General features: G+C 64.9%; 24 protein-coding genes. 14 read left to right on the top strand and 10 right to left on the bottom strand.

Going from position 1 to position 26,616, the window contains the following annotated elements:
• Positions 1–4 precede the first annotated feature (4 nt).
• Complete coding sequence (locus AC0L21_RS03665; protein ID WP_473258198.1) at positions 5–673, top strand: flavin reductase family protein; 669 nt, start codon at positions 5–7, stop codon at positions 671–673.
• On the opposite strand, the gene AC0L21_RS03660 is transcribed toward AC0L21_RS03665, so the two are convergent.
• Positions 670–1,332: an aspartate/glutamate racemase family protein gene (locus AC0L21_RS03660; protein ID WP_473258195.1), complete on the bottom strand. Its 663-nt coding sequence runs from the start codon at positions 1,330–1,332 to the stop codon at positions 670–672. The genes AC0L21_RS03665 and AC0L21_RS03660 overlap by 4 nt on opposite strands.
• Positions 1,333–1,388: 56 nt before the next feature.
• Here AC0L21_RS03660 and hydA point away from each other — a divergent pair, with 56 nt between their 5' ends.
• The 13 genes from hydA to AC0L21_RS03595 all read left to right on the top strand — a co-directional run bounded on the left by hydA (position 1,389) and on the right by AC0L21_RS03595 (position 16,965).
• Positions 1,389–2,858 (top strand): dihydropyrimidinase, encoded by a 1,470-nt coding sequence (gene hydA / locus AC0L21_RS03655; RefSeq protein WP_473258191.1) that lies wholly within the window; start codon positions 1,389–1,391, stop codon positions 2,856–2,858.
• Between the two features lie 16 nt (positions 2,859–2,874).
• Positions 2,875–3,849, top strand: coding sequence for an NAD-dependent epimerase/dehydratase family protein (locus AC0L21_RS03650; protein WP_473258188.1), 975 nt, complete (start codon positions 2,875–2,877; stop codon positions 3,847–3,849).
• A complete protein-coding gene (locus AC0L21_RS03645; RefSeq protein ID WP_473258185.1) occupies positions 3,849–4,598 on the top strand; it encodes an SDR family oxidoreductase in 750 nt (249 codons plus the stop codon). Before AC0L21_RS03650 ends, AC0L21_RS03645 begins: the two co-directional genes overlap by 1 nt.
• The gene (locus tag AC0L21_RS03640; RefSeq protein WP_473258182.1) at positions 4,595–6,031 is read left to right on the top strand and encodes an NAD(P)-binding domain-containing protein; all 1,437 of its coding nucleotides are present in this window, start codon (positions 4,595–4,597) and stop codon (positions 6,029–6,031) included. The genes AC0L21_RS03645 and AC0L21_RS03640 overlap by 4 nt, the downstream gene beginning before the upstream one ends.
• A 119-nt stretch (positions 6,032–6,150) precedes the next feature.
• Positions 6,151–7,770 carry an ABC transporter substrate-binding protein gene (locus AC0L21_RS03635; RefSeq protein WP_473258179.1) on the top strand — a complete coding sequence of 540 codons (1,620 nt, stop codon included), beginning with the start codon at positions 6,151–6,153 and terminating at the stop codon, positions 7,768–7,770.
• Positions 7,771–7,799: 29 nt separating this feature from the next.
• Positions 7,800–8,834: an ABC transporter permease gene (locus tag AC0L21_RS03630; RefSeq protein ID WP_473258177.1), complete on the top strand. Its 1,035-nt coding sequence runs from the start codon at positions 7,800–7,802 to the stop codon at positions 8,832–8,834.
• Complete coding sequence (locus AC0L21_RS03625) at positions 8,831–9,679, top strand: ABC transporter permease (RefSeq protein ID WP_007608569.1); 849 nt, start codon at positions 8,831–8,833, stop codon at positions 9,677–9,679. The genes AC0L21_RS03630 and AC0L21_RS03625 overlap by 4 nt, the downstream gene beginning before the upstream one ends.
• The gene (nikE, locus tag AC0L21_RS03620; protein ID WP_473258175.1) at positions 9,676–11,346 is read left to right on the top strand and encodes a nickel ABC transporter ATP-binding protein NikE; all 1,671 of its coding nucleotides are present in this window, start codon (positions 9,676–9,678) and stop codon (positions 11,344–11,346) included. Before AC0L21_RS03625 ends, nikE begins: the two co-directional genes overlap by 4 nt.
• 140 nt (positions 11,347–11,486) lie before the next feature.
• Entirely contained in the window at positions 11,487–13,088 is a 1,602-nt protein-coding gene (locus AC0L21_RS03615; RefSeq protein ID WP_473258173.1) for an ABC transporter substrate-binding protein, read from the top strand.
• 17 nt (positions 13,089–13,105) lie between these two features.
• Complete coding sequence (locus tag AC0L21_RS03610; RefSeq protein WP_473258171.1) at positions 13,106–14,047, top strand: ABC transporter permease; 942 nt, start codon at positions 13,106–13,108, stop codon at positions 14,045–14,047.
• Entirely contained in the window at positions 14,044–14,967 is a 924-nt protein-coding gene (locus tag AC0L21_RS03605; RefSeq protein WP_473258169.1) for an ABC transporter permease, read from the top strand. The genes AC0L21_RS03610 and AC0L21_RS03605 overlap by 4 nt, the downstream gene beginning before the upstream one ends.
• 19 nt (positions 14,968–14,986) lie before the next feature.
• The gene (locus AC0L21_RS03600; protein ID WP_473258167.1) at positions 14,987–15,976 is read left to right on the top strand and encodes an ABC transporter ATP-binding protein; all 990 of its coding nucleotides are present in this window, start codon (positions 14,987–14,989) and stop codon (positions 15,974–15,976) included.
• Positions 15,973–16,965: an ABC transporter ATP-binding protein gene (locus AC0L21_RS03595; protein WP_473258165.1), complete on the top strand. Its 993-nt coding sequence runs from the start codon at positions 15,973–15,975 to the stop codon at positions 16,963–16,965. Before AC0L21_RS03600 ends, AC0L21_RS03595 begins: the two co-directional genes overlap by 4 nt.
• 178 nt (positions 16,966–17,143) lie before the next feature.
• Here AC0L21_RS03595 and AC0L21_RS03590 read toward each other — a convergent pair whose 3' ends face one another.
• The 9 genes from AC0L21_RS03590 to AC0L21_RS03550 all read right to left on the bottom strand — a co-directional run bounded on the left by AC0L21_RS03590 (position 17,144) and on the right by AC0L21_RS03550 (position 26,616).
• Positions 17,144–17,431 (bottom strand): YciI family protein, encoded by a 288-nt coding sequence (locus tag AC0L21_RS03590; RefSeq protein ID WP_473258163.1) that lies wholly within the window; start codon positions 17,429–17,431, stop codon positions 17,144–17,146.
• 80 nt (positions 17,432–17,511) lie between these two features.
• Entirely contained in the window at positions 17,512–18,486 is a 975-nt protein-coding gene (locus AC0L21_RS03585; protein WP_473258161.1) for a sugar ABC transporter substrate-binding protein, read from the bottom strand.
• Between the two features lie 42 nt (positions 18,487–18,528).
• Positions 18,529–19,506: an ABC transporter permease gene (locus tag AC0L21_RS03580; RefSeq protein WP_473258159.1), complete on the bottom strand. Its 978-nt coding sequence runs from the start codon at positions 19,504–19,506 to the stop codon at positions 18,529–18,531.
• Entirely contained in the window at positions 19,503–20,453 is a 951-nt protein-coding gene (locus AC0L21_RS03575; protein ID WP_473258157.1) for an ABC transporter permease, read from the bottom strand. The genes AC0L21_RS03580 and AC0L21_RS03575 overlap by 4 nt, the downstream gene beginning before the upstream one ends.
• Positions 20,446–21,972 carry a sugar ABC transporter ATP-binding protein gene (locus AC0L21_RS03570; protein ID WP_473258155.1) on the bottom strand — a complete coding sequence of 509 codons (1,527 nt, stop codon included), beginning with the start codon at positions 21,970–21,972 and terminating at the stop codon, positions 20,446–20,448. The genes AC0L21_RS03575 and AC0L21_RS03570 overlap by 8 nt, the downstream gene beginning before the upstream one ends.
• A complete protein-coding gene (locus AC0L21_RS03565) occupies positions 21,969–23,363 on the bottom strand; it encodes an FAD-linked oxidase C-terminal domain-containing protein (protein ID WP_473258152.1) in 1,395 nt (464 codons plus the stop codon). Before AC0L21_RS03565 ends, AC0L21_RS03570 begins: the two co-directional genes overlap by 4 nt.
• Positions 23,364–23,419: 56 nt before the next feature.
• Positions 23,420–24,304, bottom strand: coding sequence for an intradiol ring-cleavage dioxygenase (locus AC0L21_RS03560; protein ID WP_473258150.1), 885 nt, complete (start codon positions 24,302–24,304; stop codon positions 23,420–23,422).
• Between the two features lie 15 nt (positions 24,305–24,319).
• Positions 24,320–25,222, bottom strand: a complete 903-nt coding sequence (locus AC0L21_RS03555) for an NAD(P)-dependent oxidoreductase (protein WP_473258148.1) — start codon at positions 25,220–25,222, stop codon at positions 24,320–24,322.
• A gap of 20 nt (positions 25,223–25,242) precedes the next feature.
• Entirely contained in the window at positions 25,243–26,616 is a 1,374-nt protein-coding gene (locus AC0L21_RS03550; protein WP_473258146.1) for an amidohydrolase family protein, read from the bottom strand.

Here is a 26,616-nt window from a genome sequence, read left to right as displayed (position 1 = left end):
GTCGATGGCGGACAAGGGCACATCAGGTATTCCCCTGCGCGAGCTCGATCCACGCGACCGCTACAAGCTGCTCTGCGGCGTGGTGGTGCCACGGCCGATTGCGCTGGTGACGACGCTCGATGCGAACGGGGCGGTCAACGCCGCGCCATTCAGCTTCTTCAACGTGTTCTCGGAGAGCCCGGCGCTGATCGTGCTCGGTCTCCAGCACAAGCCGGATCACAGCCCGAAGGACACCACCCGCAACATCCATCGCGACGGCGAATTCGTGGTTCACATGGTGGACGAGGCGCTGTCGGTGGCGATGAACGACTGCGCGGTCGATTTTCCGTCCGGCGACAGCGAGGTCGCTGCGGCAGGCCTGGCGACGCTTCCCTCAATCGACGTGAAGGTGCCGCGCCTCGCCGCGGCGCCCTTTGCGCTCGAATGCCGGCGTCATATCGCGCTGAGCTTCTCGCCCGATCGCGAACTGCTGGTCGGCGAAGTGCTCCGGATTCACGCCCGCGAGGGCCTCGTCGACGAGGCCAACATGTATGTCGATCTCGACGCCTACCGGCCGATCGGCCGCATGTTCGGCAATCTCTACACGACGCAGCGGGATACGTTTGCGCTTGTCCGCGAGAGCCACGCGCAATGGCTCGCGCGGCAGGACGCCAAAGAGCTGAAGGACGCCTAGTGGTTCGAGAACTGCACCGTACCCAGCGCCATCGTGACGGCCGCCTGTGTCGGGTCAATCACGGCAATGCCGAGCGCGTCTTCGAGGGGATGGCGATGGCGCGCCATGCCGGCGCAGCCCATCACGATGGCGCGGGCGCCGTCCTCGTCGCGCAGCGCGCGGCCGACCTCAATCATCCTGGCGAGCGTGCCTTCCCCCGAGGCAGTTTCCGCGACGCTCATGTTGAGCGGCCGCTCGCCGGCGAGACGTTCGGTCAGTCCCATCTGCCTGAGATAGCGCATGTGACGTGGGATCGAGCGCTGGGCGATCGCGATGACGCCAAACGTTTCCGCACGGGCCAGCGCGGTCAGCACGCCGCACTCGGCGATGCCAAACACCGGGCGATCGGTGCCTTCGCGGCAGACCTGAAGCCCGGGATCGCTGTAGCAGGCGATGACAAAAGCAGCCGAGCTGTTGTCGCCCTCGACCAACCGGCGCAGCGGCATGGCGACGCCATCGACATCAGCCTGGCTTTCAATGCCGAACGGTCCCTCGGCCAGGGTCTGGCAGACCAGCTCCGGCCCGCCCTCGAAACCGAGCGGCTTCAGCGCGTCCTCCAGCCCTTGCGTGACCGCAGGGTTGGAATTTGGATTGATGACGAGGATGCGCGGTCGGGACATGCTGGTCTTCCTGCAAAATTGCGATCACTTGGCTTGAGCCTATCATGGAGTGCCTCATGACTGAACCCGCTTACGATCTGATCATTCGCGGTGGGCGCGTTGCTACCACGACCGATGTCTTTGAAGCCGATGTCGCCATCTCCGGCGAGACCATCGCGGCAATCGGCCGCGGGCTTCCGGCGGCGAAGCGCGAGATCGACGCGCGCGGCAAGCTCGTGCTGCCCGGCGGCGTCGACAGCCACGCCCATATCGAGCAATTGTCCGCTGCCGGCATCATGAACGCCGACACGTTCGAGAGCGCGACCGTCTCCGCCGCCTTCGGCGGCACCACCACGGTGATCCCGTTTGCCGCCCAGCACGTCGGCATGAAGCTGCCGCAGGTGGTGGAGGATTATCACGCGCTGGCGAAGAAGGGCGCCGTGATCGACTACGCCTTTCACATGATCATCGCCGATGCCACCAAAGAAACGGTCGAGGAGCACATTCCGGCGCTGGTGAAGCAGGGCCATGGCTCGATCAAGATTTTCATGACCTATGACCGGCTCAAGGTCGACGACGAGCCGCTGCTGGACATCCTTCTTGCCGCGCGCCAGTCGGGCGCGATGCTGTGCGCGCACGCCGAAAACCACGGCATCATCGCCTGGATGGTGAAGCGCCTGCTAGCGCGCGGCTACACGATGCCGAAATACCACGCCGTCAGCCATGCCCGGGTATCGGAGGCGGAGGCCTTCACCCGGCTGATCGGCATGGCGGCGCTGATCGATCAGCCCATCATGATCTTCCATGTCTCGACCGCCGAAGGCGCCAAGGTCATCAGGGATGCGCGCGGGCAGGGGCTGAAGGTGTTTGCCGAGACCTGTCCGCAATATCTGTTCCTGACGGCAGGCGATCTCGACAAGCCCGGGGCGGAAGGCGCCAAGTGGATGTGCAGCCCGCCGCCGCGCACGCATGCCGACCAGGACGCGTTGTGGCAGGCGCTGTCGCTCGGCGATCTCCAGACCATCTCGTCGGATCACGCGCCGTATCGTTACGACGAGACCGGCAAGCTGCGCGCCGGTCCCAATCCCAATTTCAAGCAGGTCGCGAACGGCCTGCCGGGACTGGAGCTGCGGCTGCCGCTGCTGTTCGACGCGATGGTGTCGAAAGGACGGCTGGGCCTGGAAAAGTTCGTCGAGCTGACGGCGACCGCGCCGGCCAAGATCTACAATCTGCATCCGCGCAAGGGCTCGATCGCGGTCGGCGCTGATGCCGATATAGCGATCTGGGATCCCGATCGCGAGACCGTGATCGCCGACGAGATGATGCACGATCTCGCCGGCTACACGCCGTTCGCAGGCCGCAAGCTGAAGGGTTGGCCGGTGTCGGTGCTGTCGCGCGGGCGGGTGATCATCGACGGCAACAAGTGCCTCGCGAGCCCCGGCAGCGGCCAATTCCTGGCACGCAGCGGAGGCGAGGCGGCCAAGCCGACGGGGCGGCTCGTCGCCGATATGGATCCGGAACGGAATTTCGGGGCAAAACTGCTGTGACGGCGGATCGCGCGCGATGAAGATCGTCATCTTCGGCGGCACCGGCTTTGTCGGCCTCAATGTTGCGGAGGCGCTGCTCGCGCGCGGGCATGACGTGACGCTCTATGACCGCAAGCAATTGCCGGCGGGAGCGGAGCGATCGTTTGCCGACTATGGTGAGCGGTGTACGGTTGTTCAGGGCGAGATCACCGACATCGAAAGGATCGACGCGCTTCTAAAGCAGAGGTTTGATACGATCGTCCTTGGCGCCGCCATAACCGCCGGGGATCACCTCGAACGAACCACCACCTCGAGTATCCTCGAGATCAACGTGATGGCTCAGATCCCGATCTTGAGCGCGGCGGTCCGCCGTGGCACTCGGCGCGTGATTAATCTCTCATCCGCTTCCGCTTATGGCGCTGCGGGGCAGCGTCATGCGGTGCTGGACGAGGAGACGCCCTGCGATCCCGTCTCTTTCTACGCGATTAGCAAATTCGCCTCGGAACGATCGGTGGCTCGGCTCGCCGAGTTGTGGGATGGTGACTTTCTCAGTGTGCGTTTAAGCGCCGTGTTCGGTCCGTGGGAACGGATCGGGAAGGTGCGCGAAACGCCGAGTCTTCAGTTCCAGATTCTCGCCGAATTCGCGCGCGGCGAGCCGGCCCTCCTCCCTGCGCCTGGTATCAAGGATTGGACCTACGCGCCGGACGCAGCAGAAGCCGTTGCCGTGCTGATCGAAGCCGAGCGACCGCGCCATCGGCTCTACAACATCTCCAGCGGGGGAACGTGGTCCGCGCTGCAATGGGGCGAGACCTTTGCGGCGTTGCATCCCGGCCTGCAATGCCGGCTGGCGGCACCGGGAGAGAAGACGTTCATCAAGCTGCACGGTGGAGATCGCGCGCCGCTGTCGGTCGCGCGGATGGCTGAGGAATTCGGTTGGCGTGCGCGGTTCGGGTGTATCGAGTCCGCCGCAGCCATGAGCGCCTGGTGGACGCAGCACAAGGAGAGTCTCTGATGCGGCTGCAAGGGCGCACGGCCATCATCACGGGAGCGGGTTCGGGCATCGGCCGCGCCAGTGCAATGCTGTTCGCGGAAGAGGGCGCGGATCTCGCTCTGGTCGATCGCGATCCTGCGGGCCTTCAGGAAACGTTGAGCTTGGTGGGCGAGGCAACGACCCATGTCGGCGACGTCGGCGATGCCGGTTTCGCCGAGACCGTCGTCGGCGATGTCGTGGCGCGACACGGCCGGCTCGATGTCCTGATGACCGCCGCGGGATTTTCCTGCGGCGGCACCGTGCTGACGACGGACCCCGCCGATTGGGACGCGGTGTTCCGCACCAATGTCGGCGGCACCTGGCTGTGGGCGCGGGCCGCCGTGCCTCAGATGCAGCGGCAGAAGGGCGGTTCGATCATCACGCTGGCGTCGCAGCTTGCGATTGCCGGCGGCAAGGGCAACAGCGCCTATATCGCCGCCAAGGGCGCGATCGTCAGCCTGACCCGGACCATGGCGGTAGATTTCGCGGCGGACGGCATTCGCGTCAACGCCATCGCGCCCGGCGCGATCGACACGCCGATGCTTCGCCGCAGCTTTGCCCGTCACGCCAATGCGGACGAGGTGCGGGAAACCTCCCGCAACCGCCATGCCATGAAACGGTTCGGCCAAGCCGAGGAGATCGCGCAAGCGGCGCTGCATCTCGCCAGCGATGCGTCCTCGTTTACCACCGGCACCGTGATGGTGGTCGACGGAGGCTGGCTCGCGGCATGAGTGATGCGCTGACAGAGCTCGAAATGAACGTGCGCGCCGATCTCGCGCGGATCGCGCATCCTGGTGCCGCCTGGCTCGAACCGAAGACGGGACCGGACGGCAAACCGGCGCTGGATGTGCTCGTGATCGGCGCCGGCCAATCCGGCATCGCCATCGGCTTCGGCCTGATGCGCTCCCGCGTCAGCAACATCCTGCTGCTGGACAAGGCCGAGGAGGGGATGGAAGGCCCATGGCTCACCTATGCTCGCATGCCGACGCTGCGCAGCCCGAAGGACTATACGGGACCTGACCTCGACATCCCCAGCCTGACCTATCAGTCCTGGCATGAGGCCCGTTTCGGCAAGGAGAGCTGGCAGACACTCGACCTGATCCCGCGCGGGCATTGGGCTGAGTATCTGCTTTGGTTGCGGCGCACGATCGGCCTGCCCGTGCGCAACGGCTGCGAGCTCTTGGAAATCCGGCCCGCGGCAGATGGTTTGCTCGCCGCACGCGTGAAACGTGGCGATGGAGTCGAGACGCTCCATGCGCGCAAGATCGTGCTGGCGACGGGACAGGAGGGGATGGGGAACTGGATGATCCCCGAGCCGCTGAGCCATCTGCCCGTGAGCTCGGTCGCAACCGTCGCCGACGACATCGATTTCGAAAGTCTTCGCGGCAAGCGCGTCGCCGTGATCGGCGCCGGCGCATCTGCCTTCGACAATGCGGCAACCGCGCTGGAAGCGGGCGCAGCGGAAGTGCATCTGCTGTGTCGTCGTGCGCAGATCCAGTTGATCCAGCCCTATCGCTGGCTGACCTTTCGTGGCTTCCTGCGCCATCTCAGCGATCTCGATGATGCCTGGCGCTGGCGCTTCATGCGCGCCATCCTCGAGATGCGCGAAGGCTTTCCGCAGGCCACTTACGATCGCTGCGCACGTCACGCCAATTTCACATTGCAGGAGGGCGCGCCGATCGAGGCGGCCGGCGAGACCGATCGTGGCGTGGAATTGCAGACGCCGCGCGGCATCATCGCAGCGGATTTCGTCATCTGCGGCACCGGCATCGACATGAACTTTGCCGGCCGTGGCGAGCTGTTCGCATTTGCCGGCAATATCGCAACCTGGGCCGACCGCTACCAGCCCCCGGAGAGCGAGCGCAACGCGCGGCTCGGCCGCTTTCCCTATCTTGCCGACGACTACGCCTTCACCGAGCGTGTCGCGGGCGAGACGTCGTGGATCTCGAATATCCATCTCTTCGCCATCGCCTCCACCATGAGTTTTGGCCCGTCGGGATCGTCGATCAACGCGATGACGACCGCGGTGCCGAAGCTGGTGAATGGCCTGACGCGCGGCCTGTTCCGCGCCGATGTGGAACGGCACTGGGCCTCGCTCCGCGCCTATGACGTGCCGCAGGCCGTGGTCACGCGGCCAGCGCGAAAAATGGAGGAATCGCGATGATCGTCCATGCGCAGCCGCGACAAAGCGTCCACAAGAGCGCATCATGAGACTGGCGCGCAACTTGCTTCTTTCTTAACCTGTCCTGCTGGCGTTCCTGTCGAAAATTTTGGGGAAAACGAATGCGTTTTGTGTCTTTCAGATCGGCATCCTCCGTGCTCGCCACCACCGCGTTGTTGCTCGTCGCCACTGCGCCTTCGCAAGCGCAAACCAGGGCGGAGACCTTGCGCTATGTCACCGGCGCGTCCGTCAACACGCTCGATCCCAACATCCCGGGCTCGACGCGCGAATCCTTCGCGCTGAGCATGAGCACCTACGACCGCCTTGTCGCGTTCGGCCGCAAGCAGCTCAACGGCAAATGGGTGTTCGATCTCGACAAGATCACCGGCGAACTCGCCGAATCCTACGAGGTCAGCCCGGACGGACTGAAGCTGACGTTCCGTCTGCGCAAGGATGCCAAGTTCCAGGACGGCTCGCCCGTGACTGCCGAGGACGTCAAATGGTCGCTCGATCGCTGCGTCACCGCGCCGATCCTCGGCAAGGCGCAATTGCTGACGGGATCGCTGACGTCCGCTGACCAGTTCAAGGTGATCGATCCCCTCACGATCGAAGTGACGCTGCCGAAGCCCGACAAGCTCGCGCTGCCGAATCTCGCGACGGTCTACCCGCTGATCATCAACTCGAAGGTCGCCAAGGAGCATGCGACCCCGGAGGATCCCTGGGCCACCGCCTGGCTGAAGGAGCACACCGCCGGCAGCGGTGCCTATGTGATCGAGAGCTTCAAGCCTGGCGAGCAGGTGATCATCAAGCGGAACGAGGACTGGAACCGCGGCTCGCCCGACAAGCCGGCGTTCTTCAAGCGCGTGATCGTGCAGTCCGTGCCGGAGCCCGCGACCCGCGCCAATCTGGTCGAGCGCGGCGACGCCGATCTCGTCGTCGATCTCCAGGCCAGCGACGTGCAGTCGCTCGAGGCCAAGGGCAAGCTCAAGGTGGTCTCGACGCCGCAATACAATTCGATCACCTTCGTCTCGATGAACAACCAGATCCCGCCGTTCGACAACGTCAATGTCCGACGTGCTATCGCCTTCGCGCTGCCCTATGAGGACATGTTCAAGGCTGCCCTGTTCGGCCGCGGTGCCCCGCTGTTCGGTGCGACTTGGCCCGATGGCAAGCCGCTGAACGGGATCTATCCGTTCCAGGCGCCGGTGAAGACCGATCTGGACAAGGCGAGGGAATATCTGAAGGCCGCTGGCCTCCCGGAGGGTTTTTCGACCACCTTCAGTTTCAACGTCGGCCAGGCCTCGACCGCGGAGCCTATGGCGGCTCTCGTGAAGGAATCGCTTGCCAAGATCGGGATCAAGGTCGACATCCAGAAGCTGCCGGATGCGCAGATGTCGACGCAGATCAACGAGAAGAAGCTGCCCTTGTTCACGGAAGGCATTGTCGCCTGGCTGCCCTCGACCGATTACTTCTACCGCAACTTCTACACCGGCAATCAGCGCTGGAATTACAGCTCGATCAACAATCCGGAGCTGGCGACGATCGCGCAGGAAGCGCGCTTCGAGCCCGACAAGGCCAAGTACGAGGAGGATGGCCGCAAGCTCAATGCGATCCATTTCAGCGAGATGCCGCAGATCCCGCTGTGGCAGCCGAACCAGGACGCCGTGATGGCGTCGTCGATCGAGGGCTATACCTACGAGTTCCACCGTCAGGTCGATTATCGCGACGTCAGCCGCAAATGATGTCCGCAAAATTGGAGGAGCTCTGAAAGGTGATGACCGGTCTTGGTGCGACCGTGACGCGGGCGGCGAGGCGACTTCTGTCGTCGCTGCCGGCCTTGTTCGGCGTGCTGGTCTTCACCTTTCTCCTGATGCGGGTCCTCCCCGGAGATCCCGCGGTGTTCTTCGCCTCGGGGCCCAATGCCGGCAAGGAGGAGATCGAGCAGATCCGCAAGCAGATGGGGCTCGATAAGTCGGTGCCGGAGCAGCTCGTGTTCTATCTGTCCGATATCGGCCGAGGCAATCTCGGCCGCTCCATGATGACGGGACAACCGGTGCTCAAGGATCTGCGCGAACGGCTGCCGGCCTCGCTCGAACTCACCTTCACGGCGCTCCTGATCGCGCTGATCGCGGCGGTGCCGCTCGGCGTGGTTGCAGCCTTGAAGCCGGGATCGCTGGTCGATCACGGCGTGCGGCTGTTCTGTGCGCTCGGCGTCTGCGTGCCGACCTTCGTCTCGGGCCTGCTGCTGATCTATGTGTTCTATTATCTGCTCGGTCTTGCGCCTGATCCGACCGGGCGGATCGACGTCTTCACCTCGCTGCCGCCGCAGCGCACCGGGTTTCTGTCGGTCGATTTCCTGCTCGCGGGCGACATCGAGGGCTGGTGGGCGGCCTGCAAGCAGTTGATCCTGCCGGCAGTGAGCATGGCCCTGTTCGTCATCGCGCCGCTGGCGCGGATTACCCGTGCGTCGATGCTGGTCTCGCTCGGCAGCGATTTCGTGCGCACCGCGCGCTCGGTCGGATTGTCCTGGCAGAAGGTCGTCGTCACCTATGCGCTACGCAATGCGATCCTTCCCGTCATCACCATTGCCGGCATCGTGTTCTCGACCATGCTTGGCGCGAATGTCCTGGTGGAGAAGGTGTTCTCCTGGCCGGGCGTCGCCTCCTATGCGCTCGATGCGCTGCTGTCGTCCGATTATGCGCCGGTGCAGGGTTTTGTGCTGCTGATGGCTGGCATCTTCGTGCTGGTCAATCTGGTCGTCGACATCTGCTACGGCATCGCCGATCCCAGGGTGTCGATCGGATGACGAGCGCAACCCTCCGCCATTCGGTCTGGATTTTGCGCGGCAACCCGCTGACCGGGGTCGCCGCGGCCGGTGTCCTCCTGTTTGTCCTGGTCGCGATCTTCGGACCCTGGCTCGTGCCCTATGATCCCGTCGTCTCCAATGTCTCGGAAGCCTTGCAGCCGCCGAGTGCGGCGCATCTCGCCGGCACCGACCAGCTCGGGCGCGACGTGTTCAGCCGCCTCGTCGTTGCGGCCCGCCTCGACCTTGCCATCGCGGTCTCGGCGGTCGGCATCTCCTTCGTGATCGGCGCCGTCGTCGGTTCCTTCTGCGGCTATGCCGGCGGCAGGCTCGATCGCTCGGTCGGCCGCTTCGTCGACGTCATGATGGCCTTTCCGCTGTTCGTGCTGGCGATGGCGATGGTTGCGGCGCTCGGCAACCGGATCGAGAACATCGTGATCGCGACCGCGATCATCAATCTTCCGTTCTACATCCGCTTCGCGCGCGCCGAGGTCAACGTCCGGCGCAATGTCGGCTGGGTGGAGGCGGCGCGTTCCTGCGGCGAGAGCCATTTCTCGGTGGTGCTGCGCTTCCTGTTGCCGAACATCCTGCCGGCGATGGCCGTGCAGATCTCGCTCAATCTCGGCTGGGCGATCCTGAACGCAGCCGGCCTGTCCTTCATCGGCCTTGGCGTCAAGCCGCCGACACCGGAATGGGGCATCATGGTCGCGGAAGGCGCCCGCTTCATCTCGACTGGGCGGTGGTGGCTGGTGGCCTTTCCGGGCCTTGCGTTGATGATGGCCGTGCTGTGCTTCAACCTTCTCGGCGACGGGATGCGGGACATTCTCGATCCGCGCATGCGCACATGAGCGAAACTCTCCTCGAGATCGACAATCTCCACGTCTCGTTCTCAACCCGGCGTGGACTGGTCGAGGCCGTCCGCGGGGTCACGCTCACGGTCGAAGCCGGCGAGATGCTTGGCCTCGTCGGCGAAAGCGGATCGGGCAAGTCGGTGACCGGTTTTGCGACGACGCGGCTGCTCGATGCGGCCGGGCGCGTCACTGGCGGAAGAATCCTGTTTCGCGGCCAGGACGTCACAAAACTCAGGGGCGATGATCTCCGTCAGCTCCAGGGCGCCGCGATGTCGATGATCTTCCAGAACCCGCGTGCGGCGCTCAATCCGATCCGCGCGATCGGCTTACAGATTGCGGACGCGATTCTCACGCATAAGCGGATATCGAAGGACGCCGCTCGCGCCGAGGCGCTGGAGCTGTTGCGCGCCGTCCAGATCCGCGACCCCGAGACGCGGATGAACGCCTATCCGCACGAACTCTCCGGCGGCATGTGCCAGCGCGTCATGATCGCGATTGCGATCTCCTGCAATCCCGCGCTCTTGATCGCCGATGAGCCGACGACCGGACTCGACGTCACCACGCAGAAGGTGGTGATGGACCTCCTGGCGGAGATTGCCGCTGCGCGCGGCATGGCGACGATCCTGATCACGCACGATCTCGGGTTAGCGGCGCGATATTGCCGCCGTATCGCCGTGATGGAACGCGGCCGCATCGTCGAAGAGGCAAGCCCCAGGACACTGTTCGGCGCGCCGCAGCACGCCTATACTAGGCGTCTGGTGGCGGCGTCGCCGACCGCGACCTCCGGGATCGCAGACCTCGTGACGGAAGAGGAGCGGGAAGGCTACGCGGCTGTCGTCAGCAGGCCGAGGCAGGAGCCCGTTCACGGGACTCCGCCGCTGCTGGAAGTGCGCAAGCTCGCAAAACGCTTCGACGAGGGTGCTGCGGCGGTGGCGGACTTCTCGATGACGATGGCCGGCGGCGAGAGTGTCGGCCTCGTCGGCGAATCCGGCTCCGGCAAGAGCACGACGTCACGCATGATTTGCCGCCTGATCGATCCGAGCGAGGGCGAGATCGTGTTCGACGGGCAGTCGATCGGCCACGTGGCGTCGCGCGACTTTCATCGCTCGCAGTTCCGCAAAGACATCCAGATGGTGTTCCAGGACCCGAACGAGAGCCTCAACCCGCGCTTCACCGCCTTCGATTGCATCGCCCATCCCCTGATGCGGCTCGATCGTATGCGTGGGGGCGATGCACTGCGCAAGCGGGTGGAAGACTGCGCGGAGCGTGTGGGGCTGCCGCTGGATCTGTTGCCGCGCTTTCCGCATCAGCTCTCCGGCGGCCAGAAGGCGCGCGTCGGCATCGCCCGCGCCATCGCCTGCCGACCGCGGCTCCTGGTGCTGGACGAGCCGACCGCTGCGCTCGACGTCTCCGTTCAGGCGGTGGTGCTGCAACTGCTCGATCGCCTGCGGCGCGAGAACGACATTGCGCTGCTGTTCGTCAGCCACGATCTCAACGTGGTGCGGATGCTCTGCGACCGCACCATCGTGCTGCGCAATGGCGGCATCGTGGAGCAGGGCGAGAGCCGGGCGCTGTTCGACAATCCCAAGACCGACTACACGCGCAAGCTGGTCGAGGCGATCCCGCATATCGAGACCGGGCCGGTACTGGCGGCTGCGCTTTGAGGTGCGCGACCGGCCCAGATGGTGCGGATATCCCGCTGACGAAGGTGCGGAGTGGCATACCATTTGCACGCCAATGAGCTCTGGTTTCACCTGTTCTTGGCCAACGATGGCCGGCATCACGGCACTATTGGGAGGATTTCATGGATCGCAGGACCGTATTGAAGGGACTTGCCGGCGCGGGCGGTCTGGCGTTGAGCGGCCTTTCGGCCCCGGCGATCGCACAAGGCGCCTCCGCGCGCACCCTGCGCTTCGTGCCGCAAGCAAACCTCGCCAATTTCGACCCGATCTGGGGCACGCAATATGTCGTGCGCAATGCCGCCGCGCTGGTCTGGGATACGCTCTACGGCGTCGATTCCTCGCTGCAGCCGCAGCGGCAGATGGTCGAGTCCGAGGAAGTGACCGACGATGGCACCACCTGGACGTTCAAACTGCGGCCGGGGCTCAAATTCCACGACGGCGAGCCGGTTCGGAGCAAGGACGTCGTTGCGAGTCTCACACGCTGGGCGGCGCGCGATCCGATGGGGCTGATGCTCAAGGCACTGCAGCAGGAGCTCACTGCTGTCGACGATCGTACCTTCAAATGGGTGCTGAAGCAGCCGTTCCCGAAGATGCTCTATGCGCTCGGCAAGAACAATTCGCCTTGCGCCTTCATCATGCCGGAGCGCATTGCGCAGACCGACCCGTTCAAGCAGATCGGCGATTATGTCGGCTCGGGGCCGATGAAGTTCACCAAGAGTGAGTGGGTCCCCGGTGCGAAAGCAGTGTTCGAAAAATTCGCCGATTATGTGCCGCGGCAGGAGAAGGCGTCGTGGCTCGCCGGCGGCAAGCAGATGCTGCTCGACCGCGTCGAATGGATCGTGATGCCCGATCCGGCGACCGCCGCGGCCGCGTTGCAAAACGGCGAGATCGACTGGTGGGAGAACCCGATCGCGGACCTCGTCCCGATCCTGAAGAAGAACAAGAACATCAGCGTCGACATCGGCGATCCGCTCGGCAATGTCGGCTCGTTCCGCATGAACTTCCTGTACCCGCCCTTCAACGACGTGCGGGCGCGGCGCGCGGTGCTGATGGCGATGAGCCAGGAAGACTATATGCGCGCGCTCGTGGGCGACGACAATTCGCTGTGGAAGCCGCTGCCGGGCTACTTCACGCCCGATACGCCGCTCTACACCGAGGCGGGCGGCGAGGTCCTGAAGGGCAAGCGCGATCTCGACGCTGCCAAGAAGCTGCTTGCCGAGAGCGGCTATTCCGGCCAGCCGGTGACGTGCCTCGTGGCGCAGGACCAGCCGATCACCAAGGCGTTCGGCGATGTGACCGCCGATCTCCTAAAGAAGCTCGGCATGAATGTCGACTTCGTCGCGACCGATTGGGGCACGGTCGGCTCCCGCCGCGCGCAGAAGACTCCCCCCGGACAGGGCGGCTGGAACATGTTCCACACCTGGCATGCGGGTTCGGACTGCATCAATCCGGCGCCCTACACCGCCATTCGCGCCAACGGCGACAAGGCCTGGTTCGGCTGGCCGAACAGCCCCGGCACGGAAAAGGAGGTCACGTCCTGGTTCGAGGCCAAGAACCTCGACGAGGAGAAGGCCGCGGTCGCTCGCCTCAACAAGGTCGCGCTCGAGGACGTCGTCTACGCGCCAACCGGCTTCTTCCTCAGCTACACGGCCTGGCGCAAGAACGTCTCCGGCATCACGAAAGGGCCGCTGCCGTTCTTCTGGGGCGTGTCGAAATCCGCATGACCCTGCGCTGAAGCCAGATGCTCTCCTACATCCTCCGGCGTATCGCCTCGACCTTGCCCGTGATGGCGATCGTCGCGCTGTTCGTGTTCAGCCTGCTCTACATCGCGCCGGGTGATCCCGCCGTGGTGATCGCAGGCGATCAGGCAAGTCCGGAGGATGTGGAGCGCATTCGTCAGAGCCTCGGCCTCGATCGACCCTTCCTGATCCAGTTCGGCAGCTGGGTCTGGCGCATTCTGCACGGCGATCTCGGCACCTCGATCTTCACCAATCTGCCGGTCTCGACGATGATCGGGCAGCGTCTCGGCCCGACGCTGTCGCTGATGATGGTCACGCTCCTGCTCACGATCGTGGTCGCGGTGCCGCTCGGGGTGCTGGCGGCGTGGAAGGCGGGAAGCCTGATCGACCGGGCCATCATGGCCTTTGCCGTGTTCGGCTTTTCCCTGCCGGTCTTCGTCGTCGGCTATGTCCTCGCCTACGTCTTCGCGCTGGAGCTCGAATGGCTTCCCGTGCAGGGCTATACGCCGCTCGCTCAAGGCTTCTGGCCCTGGCTGCAAAACCTGATCCTGCCGTCGATCGCACTCGGCTGTGTCTACATCGCACTGATCGCGCGTATCACGCGCGCCACCATGCTCGAAGTGTTGCAGCAGGATTATATCCGCACCGCGCGCGCCAAGGGGCTCGGGCAGGGCGGCATCCTGTTCGTCCACGCGCTGAAGAACGCGGCGGTGCCGATCGTCACGGTGATCGGGATCGGCATCGCGCTCCTGATCGGCGGCGCGGTCGTCACGGAGAGCGTGTTCGCGATTCCCGGACTCGGCCGGCTCACCATCGACGCGATCCTGCGCCGCGACTATCCCGTCATCCAGGGCATCGTGCTGCTGTTCAGCTTCGTCTACGTCCTCGTCAATCTGATGATCGACGTCATTTATACGCTCGTTGACCCGAGGATCCGCTATTGACCGACACGACCGTCAATCCGCAAGCGCTGCCGGCGGGCTTCGTCCTCGCGCCGCAACTGCCCGAGATCCTCCGGCCGGTCACGATCCGGCGCGGCTTCATCGGGCTGCTGCGCGGCCATCCCACCGTTGCCATCGGCGGCATGTTGCTGCTGTTGCTCGTCCTGATCGCGATCTTTGCGCCTTATCTTGGAACGGTGGATCCGACCGCACTTGCGCCGGCCAAGCGGACCCGCGCGCCGTCGGCGCTTTACTGGTTTGGCACCGACGTTCTCGGCCGCGACATCTATTCGCGCGTGCTGTTCGGCGCACGGGTCTCCCTCACGGTCGGCTTGTCCGTTGCGATCTTCGCCTCCGCGGCCGGTCTCGCCATCGGCATCGTCTCCGGCTTCATCCGCTGGGCCGACGGCATCCTGATGCGCTTCATGGACGGCCTGATGTCGATCCCGCCGATCCTGCTGGCGATCGCGCTGATGGCGCTGACACGCGGCAGCGTCGGAAACGTCATTCTGGCGATTACCGTTGCCGAGATACCGCGGGTTTCCCGTCTTGTCCGTAGTGTGGTGCTGTCGCTGCGCGAGCAGCCTTACGTGGATGCGGCGGTAGCCTGCGGCACGCGCACACCGATGATCATCCTGCGCCACATCCTGCCCAACACGCTGGCGCCGATGCTGATCCAGGCGACTTACATTTGCGCCAGTGCGATGATCACGGAGGCGATCTTGTCCTTCATCGGCGCGGGGACGCCGCCGACCATTCCGTCCTGGGGCAACATCATGGCCGAGGGGCGGGCGCTGTGGCAGGTCAAGCCCTACATTGTGTTCTTTCCGGCGGCCTTCTTGTCCGTCACCGTGCTCGCCGTCAACCTGCTCGGCGACGGCCTTCGCGATGCGCTCGATCCGCGCATGGCCAAGAGCCTCTGAAGGTGAGGGACTGATCGCGATGGCACTGCTCGAAGTCGAGAATTTGCAAACGCACTTCCGCACGCCCAGCGGCATCAACCGCGCGGTGGAAGGCGTGTCGTTCCATGTCAACGAGGGCGAGACCCTCGCCATCGTCGGTGAGTCCGGTTGCGGCAAGTCGGTGACCTCCATGTCGCTGATGCGGCTGATCCCGGAACCGCCGGGCAGGATCGCCGGCAGCATCCGCTTCGCGGGCAAGGACCTGTTGCAAATGTCGGATCGCGAGATGCGCGCGATCCGCGGCAACGACATCTCGATGATTTTTCAGGAGCCGATGACCAGCCTCAACCCGGTGCTGACCGTCGGGCGTCAAATCCGCGAAACGCTGATGATCCACCAGGGCCTCGACAAGGAGGCCGCGGAGGCGCACGCCATCGAGATGTTGATTCTGGTCGGCATTCCCGAGCCGAAGCGTCGCGTGCGCGAATATCCGCATCAGCTTTCCGGCGGCATGCGCCAGCGCGTCATGATCGCCATTGCACTCGCCTGCAATCCAAAGCTTCTCATTGCGGACGAGCCGACCACCGCGCTCGACGTGACGATCCAGGCGCAGATCCTGAAGCTGATGCTGGACCTCAAGCACCGGGTTGGCGCGGCGATCATCCTGATCACCCACGATCTCGGCGTGGTCGCCGAAATCGCGGAGCGCGTCATGGTCATGTATGCCGGCCGCAAGGTCGAGGAAGCGCCGGTGGCGGACCTGTTCCGATCGCCGCGTCATCCCTATACGCAGGGTCTGCTCGGTGCAGTGCCGCGGCTCGGCTCGTCGCTAACCGGCACCGCGAGGCGGCTGGCAGAGATTCCCGGGCAGGTGCCTGATCTGCGCAAGCCCATCGTCGGCTGCGTCTTCGCCGGCCGTTGCGCGCTCGCGACCGATCTCTGCCGGCAGTACGCGCCGGGGCTCGAAGAGAAGGGGCCACGTCACGTCGCGGCCTGCCACTATGCGGCCAAGGGAGCGGTCGCGGCATGAGTCCCCCATTGCTCCAGGTCAACGACCTCAAGAAGCACTTCCCGGTCAAAAAGGGCCTGTTCAGCCGCAAGTCTGAATGGGTCTATGCGGTGGACGGCGTGTCGTTCGAGATCGCGCGCGGCGAGACGCTCTCGCTGGTCGGCGAATCCGGCTGCGGCAAATCGACGGTCGGCCGCGCCATTCTGCGCCTGTTCGACATCACGGCAGGCCAGGTCATCCTCGACGGCCAGCGCATCGACGACGCCCATCCGAGCACGATGCGCCAGATGCGCCGCCGCGTGCAGGTGGTGTTCCAGGATCCGTTCTCGAGCCTCAATCCGCGCATGCGCGTGCGCGACATCCTGGCTGAGCCGATCCGCAATTTCGGCCTCGCCAAATCCGCGATCGATCTCGAAACCCGGGTGACGGCGCTGATGGATACCGTGCGCCTGCCGCGCGAGGCGCTGAACCGCAGGCCGCACGAATTCTCCGGTGGCCAGCGCCAGCGCATCGGCATCGCGCGGGCGCTCGCCGCCGAGCCCGAGCTGATCGTCTGCGACGAGGCGGTCTCGGCGCTCGATGTCTCGGTCAAGGCCCAGATCGTCAATCTGCTGCAGGATCTCCAGCGCGAGTTCGGCCTGGCACTGCTGTTCATCAGCCATGACCTCGCGATCGTCGAGCACATGACCCATCGCGTCGCGGTGATGTATCTCGGCAAGATCGTCGAGGTGGCGCCGCGCTACGAGATCTTCGCCGCGCCAAAGCATCCTTACACCAAGGCGCTGCTCTCGGCGGTCCCGCTGCCGGAGCCGGGGGCCCAGCGCAATCCGATCATCCTCAAGGGCGACGTGCCGAGCCCGATCAACCCGCCGAGCGGGTGCCGCTTCCACACCCGTTGCCCGCTCGTGTTCGATCGCTGCCGGACCGAGGAGCCGACATTGCGTGCGGCTGGACCCGAGCAGTGGGTGGCCTGTCATCTCGAAGGTAGTGCAGCGGTGGCGAGCGGCTAGCCGTTGGGCCGGCGGCAATCCTCTGGATCGAGGCGTAGGCGCGACAATCGGGCGATGATGCCACTCTGCTCCTGTTTTGCCCGACGAGTCAAAGACGTCTACGACGAAAATTCATGTGCAAAAACAACATCGTTCTACTGTGCATGGGGTTGTTTTCGCGTTTTTTGTTTAGCGGCCTTCAACCTTGGCGGCGCAGGAAGCCGGTGATCGTGACCTTGTCCCAGATGCCGGCCGCCGCAAACGGATCGGCTCGGTTGAAGGCCTCGACGTCGTCACGGCCCGCTGCCTCGATCAGGAACAGGCTGCCGATCATCCTCTCGCCGTCGTCGGAGACCAGCGGTCCCGACATCACGATCTTGACGCCGAAGCGGGAGGTGTCGCTCAGGAAAGCCTTGTGGGCATCGTAATTCGCGAGCCGGGTCGGCAGCGCGCCGTCGCGGTCGAGAGCGTGAATGGCGAACAGCATGGTGGTCTCCGTTTATGTCTCGTTTTCTTGGGACGGCCGCGACAGCGGCCGTCCGGGCTTGTTGTGATGGGTGCGCCTGGTTACTTGCCGCCGAGCTTGCTGGCTTCCTCGAACGTCGGGCAGCTCCGTTGCTCCAGCGGCACGTCGAACGGCTGGTAATTGTCCTTGGTGATGACGGTCGGCTTCAGCACGATCTCGGCGATGACGGGCTGGTTGCGCAGGGATCGGATCGCCATCATGGTGCCAAGGCATCCCTGAAAAAATCCGTTGTAGTCGCCGCTCGCGAGCAGCTTGCCGGACTTGATCGCGTCGATCGCTTCCTTGGTGCCATTGATGCCGATCACCTGCGCCTTGCGGTTGGCGCCGTCGAGCGCCTCGATCGCGCCGACGGCCATGGCGTCGTTGGCGGCGAGCACACCGTCGATCTGCGCGTTCGACTGCATCAGATTTTCCATTACCTGCAGCGCCTGGAGCCGCTGGTAATTGCCGGGCTGCGAGGCCAGCAGTTTCGCACCGGCATTTTCCTTCAGCGCGTCGTTGAAGCCGCGGACGCGGTCGACATTGGTCAGCGAGCCCTTGACGCCCTCGATGATGACGATGTTGCCCTTGCCGCCCAGCGTCTTGAGCAGGAAGCGCGCGGTCTCGAGCCCGAGGCTGTAATCGTCCGCGCCGACGAAGGACAGGAACTTGCCGCCGGCGGAGCGGTCGGTGATGTTGACGACGGGGATCTTGGCCTCGTTGATCTTCTCGACACCCGGCACCATCGCCTTGTAGTCGACCGGCGTGAAGACGATGGCGCTCGGTTTCTTCACCACGACGTCCTCGATCTGGCTGAGCTGCTCGGGAATGCTGTCGGGTTTGGTCGGGATATACTGCAGCGTCTTGGCGTTCAGCGTCTTCGCCATGTTGTCCGCGCCGACCCGCACCGTCTGGAAGAACGGGTTGGTCTGGTTCTTGGTGAAGACGGCGATGGTTTCGCCGTCGGCTCGCGCTTGCGTGGTGAACACGGCCGCCATCAGCAGCGGCAGCGTCAAATAACCCAGTTTCTGTTTCATGTTGCCTCCATCCCTCGTTTTGCTTGTTGGTCGTTCAAGAACTCATTGCGCGCGGCGGCGGGTTTTCATATCGAGCCAGACCGCGAGAATGACGATGATGCCGGTGACGAGCGGCTGCCAGTTGGCGCTGACCGACAAGAGGTTCATGCCGTTCAGCACCAGCGTCAGGATCAGTGCGCCGATGAAGGTGCCGAAGACAGTACCGACGCCGCCGAACAGGGAGGTGCCGCCGATCAGCACGGCGGCGATCGCGGGCAGCGTCAGGCTTTCGCCGATGTCGGCCTCGGCCGAATTGAGTCGCGACAGGAAGATGATCGAGGCTAGCCCGGCCATGGTGCCGGAGACGGCGTAGACCAGCAGCAGGCGGCGCGCGACCGGAATGCCGGAGAGCCGGGCCGCGACCGGATTGGCGCCGATCGCATAGATCTCCTGGCCCCAGATCGTTCGCTGCGCAAACAGCGTTCCAATCCCGAGGAACACCAGCAGCAGATAGACCGGGATCGGCAGGCCGAACAGATAGCCGCTGCCGATCTGGCGAAAGCCGGCCGGGAAGCCGTGAAGGGTCTCGCCCGCCATGTACCAATAGGTGAGGCCGTTCAGCACCCAGAGCATGCCGTAGGTGGCAATGAAGGAGGGGATGCGGAGCGCGGTGACCATCACGCCGTTGAGGAGGCCAACGAGGCCGCCGCAGGCAAGCCCCGTGAGGATGCCAAGCGCCGGCGAGCCGGTCTTGTGGATCACGGTCCCGGCGATGCAGGCGGACAGCGCGACATTGGCGCCGACGGAGAGATCGAGGCCAGCGGTCAGGACCACCAGCGTCAGGCCCGACGCGATGAAGAAGGTCAGGCTCGCCTGCCGGAGCACATTGAGGATGTTGCCGAGGCTCAGGAAGGAATCGCTGAGCACGGCGAGCGCCGCGCAGATCAGCAGCGCCGCAAGCAGGCGATAGAACAATTGGATCGCGTCCTGCGACAGGAACGAACGGGGCGGCGCGATGGCCTCTTTGCTGATGTCGGTCATGCGCGGCTCCGCAGGCCATCCAGGAACAGCGCCACGATGACGAGCACGCCGACGCTTGCGACCTGCACCGAGGACGGCAGCGAGATCAGGTTCAGCCCGTTGCGCAGCACGCCCACCGAGAGCACGCCGAGCACAGTGCCGAGCAGCCATCCATTGCCGCGCTCGAACGATGTGCCGCCGACGGCGACGGCCGCGATCGCATCGAATTCGAGACCGAGGCCGGCGGTTGGATGCCCGGAATTCATCCGCGCCGTCATAAGCAGGCCGGCGGTGCCGGCCATGGCGCCGCCGATCGCATAGACCGCGATCAGTAGCCGGTTGGGTGACAGGCCGGCATAGCGGAGCGCCTCCCGGTTGCCGCCGAGCGCGAAGATATAGGTGCCGAAGCGGGTGTGATAGAGCAGGCCATGAAAGGCGGCATAGGTGACGAGTGCCATCACGATCGGCACGGGCACGCCGAGCAGCGTCGCCGAGTAAATGTCGCGCACGCTGTGGGGAATGCCGACCACGCTCTGGCCGTCGCTGACGATCAGCGACAGGCCCTGCGCCATGCCGAGCGTGCCCAAGGTCGCAACGAACGGTGGGATGCCAACGATCGCGACCAGCCAGCCGTTGGCGAAACCGAAGGCCGCGCCGACGAGGAGTCCGGCGCCGAGGCCGAGCAACATCGAGTGGGTGGCGAGCGAGACGATGGCGACGCAGAGCGAGGTCAGCGTCAGCACCGCGCCCATCGACAGGTCCAGCCCCTCGGTCATGATGATCAAGGTCATGGGCAGCGCGAGCATGGTCAGGATCGTCGACTGCACCAGCACGTTGGAGAGGTTGGCGACCGACAGGAAGCCGGGCGCGATCGTGCTGAACAGCGCGATCAGCAGCACCAGCACGATGGCAACGCCGGGAATGCGTTGCAGCGGATTCGGTTGAGAGACGACCGCGGCCTCACGCATGATGCATCCCCAGTCGCACGATGTTCTCCTCTGTCAGCTCGTTGCGCGCGAGGTGCCCGGCGATGCGACCCTCCCGCATCACATAGGCGCGATCGCAGACATGGCAGATCTCGACCTGTTCCGACGAGATCATCAGCGCCGCCGCGCCTTCCGCGACGAGGCGGTCGATGAGGGCGAAGATTTCGGCCTTGGCACCGATATCGATGCCCCGGGTCGGCTCGTCGAAGATGAAGAGTTTCGAGCCGGCGGCGAGCCACTTGCCGATCACGACCTTCTGCTGATTGCCGCCCGAGAGCAGGCCGACGATCTGGCGCGCGCTGGGCGTCGCAATGCGTAGCTGACGGATCAGGCCGTCGGCAGTGCGCTGCGCGCTGCGCTGATCGAACAGACCGCTCGGGAACAGTTTTCGCAGCGCCGACACCACCAGATTGTCCCCCACCGACCGCAACAGCGCCAGGCCCTCGCTCTTGCGGCTCTCCGGGATCAGCGCGATGCCGCGGCGCGCGGCAAGATCAGGCTCGCCGGAGATAGTCTTGCCGTCGAAGACGATCTCGCCTGAGGTCACGGGATCGGCGCCGAAGATCGCGCGCGCGACCTCGCTGCGACCGGAGCCCACCAGCCCACACAGGCCGACGATCTCGCCGCGGCGCACCTCGATGTTGATGTCGGAGATTCCGGTGGTGGCGCTCAGGCCCTTGACCTCGAGCAGCACTTCGCCGGGCTTGTCGGCAAAGTTGCGCGGATAGGTCATGTCGACGTTGCGACCGACCATCATGCGGACGAGTTGGTCCGGCGTGACGTCGGCCGGGCGAACGCCGTCGATGCGACGACCGTCGCGCAGCACGGTGATGCGGTCGCCGAGCGCGAACACCTCCGCCATGCGGTGCGAGATGTAGACGATGGAGACGCCGTCGGCTTTCAGTCGCGCGATCAGTGCGAACAGCAGCTCGGTCTCGCGATCGGACAGCGCCGCGGTCGGCTCGTCCATCACGAGGATCCGGGCGCTCTGGCTGATCGCTTTGGCGATCTCGACCATCTGCTGCTGCGCCACGCCCAACTTGTCGACGATGGTGGACGGATCGATCTCGAAGCCGATCGTGCCGAGCACGCGCGCGGCGTCGGCGAGAATCTTGCGGCGGTCGATGGTGCCGGGGATGCGGCCCTTCGGCTCGCGGCCAAGAAAAATGTTCTGCGCGATATCGAGATGGGGCACCAGCGAGAATTCCTGGAAGATCACGGCAATGCCGAGCTTCTGCGCGTCCACGGTCGAGTTGATCGCGGCCGGCTCGCCCTTGTAATAGAACTCGCCGGCGTCGGCGCGATAGGCGCCGCACAGCACCTTCATCAGGCTCGACTTGCCGGCGCCGTTCTCGCCCAGCAGCATATGGACCTCGCCGGGGAAGACGGCAAAGGACACGTCATCCAGCGCCTTGACGCCGGGAAACTCCTTGCTGATGCCGCGCAGCTCCAGCAGCGGGACAGGCGAGGAGGGCTCGACGGCCAATGCGGCGGTGCTCATGCCTGCGCTCCGCTTGCAAAGATCTTTCCGGGATTCATAAGGCCGTGAGGGTCGAGCGCGGTCTTGATCGACCGCATCACATCGACGGCCTCGCCGAGCTCGTCGGTGAGATAGTCGATCTTGCCGAGCCCGATGCCGTGCTCGCCGGTGCAGGTGCCGTCCATGGCAATGGCGCGGGCGACCATGCGGGCCTGGAGCGCCTTGGCGCCTTCGGCTTCCTCGGGCCTTGCCGGGTCAATCAGGATCAGCATGTGGAAATTGCCGTCGCCGACATGGCCGACGATCGGCGCCGTAAAACCATGCTCGTCCGCGTCGCGGCGGGTCTCCGTGAGGCATTCCGCGAGCCGCGAGATCGGCACGCAGACATCGGTAATCACGGCACGCGCGCCGGGGCGGAGGCCCAGGCCCGCATAGAGCGTGTTGTCGCGGGCGTGCCAGAGACGGCTGCGATCCTCCGGTGCCTTCGCCCATGCAAAGCCATGTCCGCCATGGTCGGCGGCAATGGCCTGTGCGGCTTCGGCCTGCTCGGCGACGGAGGTCTCGGAACCATGGAATTCGAAGAACAGGGTGGGGGCTTCGCGATAGCCGAGCTTTGCATAGGCGTTGATGCCGCGCATCATGACGTCGTCGAGCAGCTCGATACGCGCCACGGGGATCGCGGACTGGATCATGGATATCGCGCTGTCTACGGCGTTGTGCAGGGTGTCGAAGCTGCAAACCGCGGCCGAGATCGCCTGCGGCACGGGATGCACTTTCAGCGTGACCTCAGTGATCAGTCCGAGGGTGCCCTCGGCACCGACGAACATCCGCGTCAGGTCGTAGCCGGCGGCTGACTTGCGCGCGCGCCGGGCGGTCCGGATCACGCGACCGTCGGCCAGGACCACCTCCAGCGCCATGACATTGTCCTTCATGGTGCCGTAGCGCACCGCCATGGTGCCGGAAGCACGCGTGGACGTCATGCCGCCGATCGAAGCGTCGGCGCCGGGATCGATCGGAAAGAAAAGTCCGCTGCCGCGCAGCTCCGCATTGAGCTGCTTTCGCGTGATGCCGGGCTGCACGACGACATCCATGTCGCTCTCGTGCACGGTCAGCACCTTGTTCATGCGTGCGAAGTCGAAGCAGACGCCGCCCGCGACCGCGGCCGCATTGCCTTCGAGCGAGGTCCCGGCGCCGAACGGCACGATGGGCATATTCGCGCCCGCGCACAGCTTGACGATCTCCGCGACCTCCTGCGTGGTTTCAGGAAAGACGACGATGTCGGGCGGCAGGCTCCGATAGTGCGACTCGCTCTGCCCATGCTGATCGAGCACGCCACGCGCGACGCTCGCGCGCGGGCCGATCATGCCTGTGAGGCGATCGGCCAATATGCCCGTGCTGACCCGCGGTCCCATCCTTGCTCCCTGTCTGCCTTGCTGTCGGACTCTTGTCTGGTCCGCCGTCGCTCAGCTTAAGCGGCTCTTGCGCTGCTAGCGACCTGCTTCAGGCCGAAATCATAGTTGAGGTGAAAATACTCGCTGTCCACCATGCGACCATCGGGCGCACGGCCAGGCGGGCAGCGCACAAATTCTCGGATCAAGCTGTCCTTGACGCCGAATACCACGTCGCTGTCGAGATACTGGTCGCCGGCCACGAACACATGGGTCACGAGTTGCTCGAAGCCGGGCGCCGAGATCATGAAATGCACGTGCGCCGGGCGCCAGGGATGGCGGCCCTGGACCTCCAGCATGTCGCCGACCGTGCCGTCATGCGGGATCGGATAGGCAGCCGGCTTGATCGACCAGAAATTGAAGCGGCCATTCTGGTCGGTGTGGAAGCGCGCCCGCATCGCAAGGTCGCCGATCTTGTCGAGCTGCTGCACGTCGTAATAGCCGTCGTCGTCGGAATGCCAGACGTCCACGACGGCGCCGGCGAGCGGCCGTCCGTCGATGGTCGACACCGAGCCGGTGACGAGCATCGGATCGCCCTTCATGGGACCGGAGATGTCCTCGCCGTTGCTTTTCTCGGGCGACGCCTGCACGAAGAACGGACCGAGCACCGTGGTTTCGGTCGCGCCTTCCGGCACCGGATGGTTGATTGCGTCGACCAGCATGGAGACGCCGAGCGCGTCCGACAGCAGGATGAACTCCTGGCGCTTGTCGTCGCACATGTGGCCGGTGCGGGTCAGGAAGTCGATGCCGTAGTCCCATTCCTTCTGGCTCGGTCGCACCTCGCGGACGAAGGCATGAAGGTGGCGCACCAGCGCTTCGCTGACCTGCTTGATCCGCGGGTCGGTCGCGCCCGCGATCCGCTCCAGCACCGCGTCCGTGATCGTGTTCTCGTTGAAATTGCGCATAGCTGTCTCCGTGAATCAGAGTTTCGGTTCGCCAAGCCCGGACAGCCGTTCCAGATGCTTGACGGTCGCGATGAAGTCGGCGTCACCGTCGCCTTGCGCGACCAGCGCGCCATAGGTCTCGCGCACTTGCGCTGCGAGCTGAAGCGGCACGCCGACGGCGTGGCCGGCGCCGAGGATCAGGTCGAGATCCTTGGCCATCTGCCTGCAAGAGAAGGTCGAGTCGAAATCGCGGTCGCGCAGCGGAGCGGTCTTGTACTTCACCATGGGTGAGGCGACCGCGCTGTCATCGAGAACTTTCAGAATGTCCTGCCAGCCGATGCCGCCCTTGCGCGCGAGCGCGAGGCTCTCCGCCATCATGGCGGCCGACACCGCGATCATCAGATTGACCGCAAGCTTGGCATATCGCGCTTCCTCGCCGGGCCCGAGATAGGTCTGGGCGCGGGTGAAGGCGGCGAGCAGCGGCTTTGCGTTTTCGTAGGCGGCCTTCGGGCCCGAGACGAAGCAGCTCAGCGCGCCGGTGTGAACGATACTGGCATTGCCCGAGACCGGCGCACGCAGGTAGAAGACACCGCGCGCCTGTGCGGCGGCGTCGACCTCTGCGGAAGCCTCGACGCTCACGGTGCTGGTCTCGATCAGAACGGTTCCAGCAGCCATCGTGGCGATGAGGCCGGTGGGGCCGAGCAACGCTCCGCGCAAGGCGGCGTCATCGGGCAAGGACGTGACGACCGCGGCCTTGTCGCCCACGGCCTCGGCCGCTGAAGCGGCAATCGAAATGCCTTGCGCGCGCGCCTCGTCGAGCCGTGCGGCGCTCCGGTCGAACGCGGTCACGGCGTAACCGGCCTTGGCGACGAGCGCCGACATCGGCAGGCCCATCTTGCCGATCCCGATGAAAGCGATGTGTTTCGAAGCGTTCGTCATCGTTGTTGTCCTTGACGCCCTTAGGCGGCTTGTCCCTGTCGTTCGATGTCGTGCACCAGCCGCCGGCCGGATTGCACGAGCAGTTGCTTTTTCGCCTCCAGACCGTCGGCCAGCAACCGTGCATTCCGCTTCTTCCACACGCCGCCGATCATCACGGCCTCGATATTGGCAAGGCTCGTCTGCATCACCACGGTGGAAACGGGATCGTGCACCGGGACGAGGTTGAGATCGGAGCAATCGATGATGACGAGGTCGGCGAGCTTGCCCGGCGTCAGCGAGCCGATCTGGTCCTCGCGGCCGAGCATGCGCGCGCCTTCCATCGTGATCCAGCGCAGTGCCTCGCGGGCGGGGATTGTGGTCGTTGCCGGAATGGCGCCGCTGGCCTTGCGCGACTCCGCGTTGTCGAGTGCCCTCTGCATCGAGAGTGCAACGCGCGCGGCGGATAAGAGATCGCCGGCGAGCACGGATTCCAGATCGATGCCGATGGTCGGCCGCACGCCGCGCTTGAGCAGCCGTCCGGTGATCGGAAAGCCGTGGCCCTGGATCATCTCGTTCTCCGGCGTCACCGAGAAGGAGACGCCGAGATCGACCATCCGGTCCAGGAGATCGTCAGGCAGGTCGTTGCCATGGACGATGTTGGTGCCCGCGCCGACGAGGCCGGCCCCGATCAGCTTCTCCCAGCCACCGGGCGTCTTGGCGGGACCACCGCCCTGATGCATCGATGCGATCAGCTTGAACTCGCGCGCCAAGCGGAAATCGTGCATGGCGACGTCGAGCGTCGAATAATGCGGGCCGAGGATCGCGAGCCCAAGCGTGACGAGGCCGTCGCGGTCGGCGAGGGGCCCCGCCAGCAGTCGCTCGACCTCATGGCGTGGATGCGGGATCTCCGAGAAATGCGGCTCGCCTGGTTTCGGCTCGGGCTTGGGCGAGCCGTGGAAGAAAGCCGCCCGGATACCGCTTTCGATCAGGCCGCCCACGGCGGCGTCGGTATGATCGGGCGTCGGATTGTTGTGGCACCAGTCGACCAGCGTGGTGGTGCCGTGGTTGATCTGGTTCAGCGCGCCCACCAAAGTCGCGATATGAATGTCCTCGGGCCGGAACACCGTTGCGAGCCCGGCATGCATGCGGCGGAAATATTCCAGCAGCGTCCAGTTGGCGGCATAGCCGCGCAAGCCCGTCTGCCAGGTGTGCATATGCGCGTTGATCAGGCCGGGGATGACGATGCGCCCGGTGCCGTCCACGATCTCGGTCTCGGCCGCACTGCCGCCGACGTCGATCGATGGACGCAAATCAACGATGCGGCTGCCCTCGATCAGCACGTCGCCTCTGGGAAAATCGCCGATCGCGTCATCCATGCTGATGATGACAGCGGATTTGATGAGCGTGCGCCGCAT

This window comes from Bradyrhizobium sp. WSM4873, assembly GCF_055811355.1.
This window is presented reverse-complemented; position numbering and strand designations above follow the sequence as displayed.